The following is a 2,313-nucleotide window of genomic DNA, read 5'->3' as shown; positions in this document are numbered from 1 at the left end:
AACCCTGCAGGACAGGACATTCCAGTTGTTTCCGCTCAAAACACACAAGTGAAAGAAACACCAGCTGTAACGCCGAGCGAAACTGGTGGATCCAGTGTATTCACAGCATTAGATGGGAACGCTGAACCAACGGCGCAGGAACAAATTGTTTCGCGTGATGAAACCGCAGGCGCATCAGGAGCTGACGTTGCGCGTGTTGTGACACCAAATAGCTCCAGCGGCGGATTGACAAATCGCAAGGTCAAAACAGTAACCGTTTTGGCTGATGGAACGATTGTAAGCGGTACCGAATCTTCAGCAGGCGCCGAGCAATTACCGCAAGACGTTCGGCCAAATGCGCCAACAGTGGCTGTTGAAACAACAACTGCTGCGACGGATGAAATTGCAAACGTTCTAAATGCTATCAAAGAAGGCACCGAAGTGGCTAGTCAGACTGAGGTGGCGCCTACTGCAGAACCTGTGGCAGTGGAAACAGCAACCGCTCCAATTGATGCATTGCCAGACGATCCAACTGCGCCGCAACCGCCAGCTCGACCTTCTGGCCTTGGGTTCGGTGTTGCACCAACCGTTGCGATCAACACGACCCCCGTTCAGGCTGACACTTCCGCACAACCAATTTCGTTGCTGCCAACTGCAAATGTCAGCGCGCCAGCACCGGCGACTAGTAATGCAACAAGCGCCGGGGTTTCCGCACCATTCTATGTGCAGCTAGCCTCGCAGCGTAGTGTCGAAACGGCGCAAAGCACAGCCTCGTCGCTGCAGCGTAAATTCCCGTCAATTTTGGGAAGCCAGACAATTGACATCAACCAGGTGGATTTGGGCGAAAAAGGAATTTATTTCCGGGTCCGTGTACCGTCCAATAGTTTGGCTGACGCGAACGCACTTTGTTCCAGCCTGAAGTCCAGTGGCGGCGATTGTTTCGTCAGAAACAACTAAACACCTTCATTTCCAGTGAATTGGCGGCATTTGCTGCCAATCCTGCTTGACCAAGTCACATAGACCACGTCACACTTATAACCAATTGATGGTGTAGGCAGGTCACATGGTCCAAAACGCAGATCAAGCAGACTTCATGCAAGATGTTCTCCCAAAGATGAGAGGCGAGGGCATCATGTATGTGGATGTGAAAGGGTATGAGGGCCCGTTGGACCTTCTGCTCGACCTTGCGCGCAAACAAAAAGTCGATCTTGCGAATATATCCGTGTTGGCGCTTGCCGAGCAATACTTGAGCTTTATCGACACGATTCGGGAGCGTCGGATTGAAGTTGCCGCCGATTATTTGGTGATGGCGGCTTGGCTCACCTATCTCAAAAGCCGATTGATGGTGCCGCATGAAGATGACACCGACGAACCTACCGGCGAAGAAATGGCTGCATTGTTGCAGTTTAGGTTGAAACGGCTAGAGGCGATGCGCGATTGTGCCGCCAAACTCATGGGAAGACCCCAACTTGGCCGGGAGATTTTTAGCCGAGGCGACCCTGAAGCTGTTGTGACAGATAGAAAGAATGTTTGGGAGGCTACTTACTTTGATTTGCTGCGTGCTTATGCCACGCAACGCGAGCGCCAGATACCTGCTGAATATGCACCGACACAAAGGACAGTTTGGTCACTGCAAGATGCAGAAGACATTTTGCGAAGATTGATCGGTGAGGGGGCTGACTGGATACCTTTGCACGCATGCCTGTCAAAATATATAGATTTACCTGAAGAGCGAACCACAGCGCTTGCATCAAGCTTTACCGCTTCTTTGGAAATGGTTCGTCAGGGCACATTAGAACTACGTCAAACCCAAGCATTTGGGCCACTTCTATTAAGACGCAAGAGAGGCCTTTAGGGAACACGCTTTGGATCAAGAAAACAACCTGGCTCAAAACAATGAACCTGAAAACAGCGAGATTGTTCGCCGCAATTTGCGCGTGCTCGAAGCATTGTTGTTCGCCGCCAAAGAACCATTGCATTTAAAGGAGGCAATTCCCTTTTTGTCAGATGGTGCGGATTTGGAACATCTAGCAGAGCAACTCACTGAAAAATACAAACACGCTGGCGTCAATTTGGTAAAACGGGGCGATGCTTACGCGTTTAGAACCGCACAAGATTTGGGCTTTCTGCTTCGGCGCGAGGAAACAGAGCGAAAACCGCTCTCGCGCGCAGCTTTAGAGATTATGGCAATTATCGCATACCACCAGCCCGTCACGCGGTCCGAAATTGAAGACGTTCGGGGTGTAGCAACCTCCACAGGCACACTCGATGTTTTGATGGAGGCGGGATTGGTTCGCATGCGTGGGCGTCGCCGATCGCCGGGCAGGCCCGTAA

At 51.4% G+C, this 2,313-nt stretch carries 3 protein-coding genes; all 3 read left to right on the top strand.

Annotation, left to right across the window (positions count from 1 at the left end; genetic code table 11):
* Positions 1–936 (top strand): SPOR domain-containing protein (locus Q0231_RS07765; RefSeq protein ID WP_299346897.1); only part of this gene is annotated, 936 nt, incomplete at its 5' end.
* 136 nt (positions 937–1,072) lie between these two features.
* On the top strand, positions 1,073–1,834 hold the full coding sequence (locus Q0231_RS07760) for a ScpA family protein (RefSeq protein WP_299346896.1): 762 nt from the start codon (positions 1,073–1,075) through the stop codon (positions 1,832–1,834).
* A 28-nt stretch (positions 1,835–1,862) separates the two neighbouring features.
* Positions 1,863–2,313, top strand: a 451-nt coding sequence (locus Q0231_RS07755; protein WP_299346898.1) for an SMC-Scp complex subunit ScpB, incomplete at its 3' end; no start/stop codon positions are given.

It is taken from the genome of uncultured Maritalea sp., assembly GCF_937139385.1.
Lineage (GTDB): Bacteria > Pseudomonadota > Alphaproteobacteria > Rhizobiales > Devosiaceae > Maritalea > Maritalea porphyrae_A.
This window is presented reverse-complemented; position numbering and strand designations above follow the sequence as displayed.

Excerpts from the sequence above, each read along its gene's own strand:
- Q0231_RS07760 (WP_299346896.1), top strand. The coding sequence starts at position 1,073 with ATGCAAGATGTTCTCCCAAAGATGAGAGGCGAGGGCATCATGTATGTG.